Genomic DNA, 2,211 nt, shown 5'->3' with positions numbered 1-2,211 from the left:
GGCCACCACCAGGGGCTCGGCCAGCGCCCGGACCGCGATCAGGTCCGGATGGACGATGGGCGGACGCACCAGGGCCGCGTCGAGGCGGCCGGCGAGGAGCTCCTCGACCTGATCCCGGCTGACCATCTCGCGCAGGGCCAGTGTGACGTCGGGCAGCGCCCGCCGGAGGGCGGTGACGAGGCGGGGCAGGACATCGTAGGCCGAGGCCGCGGTGAAGCCGAGCTTCAGCACCCCCGCGCGCCCGGCCGCGACCTGGCGGGTGACGTGCGTCGCGGTCTCGGCGAGCCGGAGGATGCGCTGCGCCTCCGGCAGGAAGCTGCGCCCGGCCGCGGTCAGCCGGACGGATCGGCTGGTGCGCTCCAGGAGCTGCACGTCGAGCACCCGCTCCAGCACCTGGATCTGCCGCGACAGGGGCGGTTGCGTCATGTTCAGCCGGGCGGCCGCACGCCCGAAATGCAGCTCCTCCGCCACGGCGGCGAAGCACCGGAGCTGGCTGAAGTCGAACATCGGATCTCCCCTGCACGCCGGGACGCGGAGGGGAGATCATAAGGCCTCTGCGCCCCTCAGTCGTTCGGCCGATAGAGGTACCGGCCTCCACCGGATCTGCGCACAGGTCCGGGGATCCCGAAGGGCCCGCGGCCTTTCGGCGGGGCTCGGGGCGCGGAGCCCCGAGGTTCGCGGGGCACCGGTCTTACGGCGCCAACTCGTTGCCGGCGTAGTCGATCTTACCGTCGGCGCCCTTCTTCCAGGCGTAGATCACGTAGTCGGGCCGGGTGAGGTCGCCCTTCTTGTCGTACGCGATCGGGCCGACCACGGTCTCGATCGTCTTGCCCTGGTGCAGCCAGTCGGCCAGCACCTTGCCCTCTATGGAGCCGGTCTCGGCGGCGGCCTTGGCCAGCACCTGCACGGCCGCGTAGGCGTAGAGCGTGTAGGCGTCGGGATCGATGGTCTTGGCCTTGAACGCCGCGACCACGGCCTGGGCGCTCGCGTTCTTCCGGGCATCCGGCGAGAAGGTCATCAGCGTGCCCTCGGCGCCGGCGCCGGCGATCTGCACGAACTCCTTCGGGGCGAGGCCGTCGCCGCCGACCAGGGTCGCGTTCAGGCCCTGGTCGCGCATCTGGCGCAGGATCAGCCCGGCCTCGGTGTGGAAGCCGCCGTAATAGACCACGTCGACGTTGGCCGACTTCAACTTGGACACGAGCGCCGAGTAGTCCTTCTCGCCCGGGTTGACGCCCTCGAACAGCACCTCCTTGCCGCCCTTGGCCTTGAGCGTCATCTGGGTCTCCTGCGCCAGACCCTTGCCGTAGGACGACTTGTCGTGGACGAAGGCGATCCGCTTGCCCTTGAAGTGATCGGCGAGATACGCGCCCGCCACCACGCCCTGCTGGTCGTCGCGGCCGCAGGTGCGGAAGGTGTTCCACATCCCGCGCTCGGTGAACTTCACGTTGGTGGAGGACGGGGTGACCTGGACGATGCCGGCATCGAGGTAGACGTCGGAGGCCGGGATCGACACGCTGGAGGCGAAGGCGCCCACCACCATCGTCACGCCGTCCGCGGCGAGCTTGTTGGCGATCGACACGCCCTGCTTCGGGTCGGAGGCGTCGTCGCCGTAGATCGGCTCGAACGGCCGGCCCTTGATGCCGCCGGCCTTGTTGATGTCCTCGATCGCCTGGCTGACGCCGTTCTTCACCTGCACGCCGAAAGCCGCATACGGCCCGGTCACGCCGGCCGAGACACCGATCTTGATCGGTCCGCCTTTGTCCTGGGCCTGTGCAGCACCAATCGTCAGAAGACCAACGATGGTCAACGACAGTATTTTCCTCATGACCGCCCCCGCGCTCGAAGTCCAACCCGCCCCGGCAGCCCGATGCAATGTTTCGGCCAGACCCGACGACCGTGCATCGACCTGCCGCGACGCGGGCGCAAGCCTGTTTTCAACCTGCCGCGCCGTCAAGACCGCAAGCATAGGGATGTGCCGCACGGCACTGATCTGAAACCGATCCGGACCCTGTCACGCCGCAATCGGCGCCGAACGGCGCGGGCGTAGCCCCGATCCTGGCCGGGGAAGCGGCGGGATCGATCGACCGGACGGCGGCGTCGGATCGATGATTCGTCGGACGGGCGCGACGGCCGTGCCGCGCTCAGGTCCGGAAGCCGCGCGCGGGAGCACGCACGCCCATCCCGGCAGATCGCTGCCGGGATGGGCGTGCG

General features: G+C 69.7%; 3 protein-coding genes. 1 reads left to right on the top strand and 2 read right to left on the bottom strand.

Annotated elements, in window-relative coordinates; all coding sequences use genetic code 11:
* Both FV228_RS27320 and FV228_RS27315 read right to left on the bottom strand, forming a co-directional pair.
* On the bottom strand, window positions 1-507 hold a 507-nt coding region (locus FV228_RS27320; RefSeq protein WP_147857381.1), incomplete at its 3' end, for a LysR family transcriptional regulator.
* A gap of 184 nt (window positions 508-691) precedes the next feature.
* Complete coding sequence (locus FV228_RS27315) at window positions 692-1,825, bottom strand: branched-chain amino acid ABC transporter substrate-binding protein (RefSeq protein WP_147857380.1); 1,134 nt, start codon at window positions 1,823-1,825, stop codon at window positions 692-694.
* On the opposite strand from FV228_RS27315, the gene FV228_RS33490 reads away from it, so the two are divergent.
* Window positions 1,800-1,994 (top strand): hypothetical protein, encoded by a 195-nt coding sequence (locus FV228_RS33490; protein WP_187277939.1) that lies wholly within the window; start codon window positions 1,800-1,802, stop codon window positions 1,992-1,994. The genes FV228_RS27315 and FV228_RS33490 overlap by 26 nt on opposite strands.
* The last annotated feature ends 217 nt before the right edge of the window (window positions 1,995-2,211 follow it).

Origin of the sequence: Methylobacterium sp. WL18, from assembly GCF_008040015.1 — a bacterium.
GTDB classification, from domain to species: domain Bacteria; phylum Pseudomonadota; class Alphaproteobacteria; order Rhizobiales; family Beijerinckiaceae; genus Methylobacterium; species Methylobacterium mesophilicum.
Note: the sequence above shows the minus strand (reverse complement) of the source record. Positions and strands in the feature narration are given on the sequence as shown.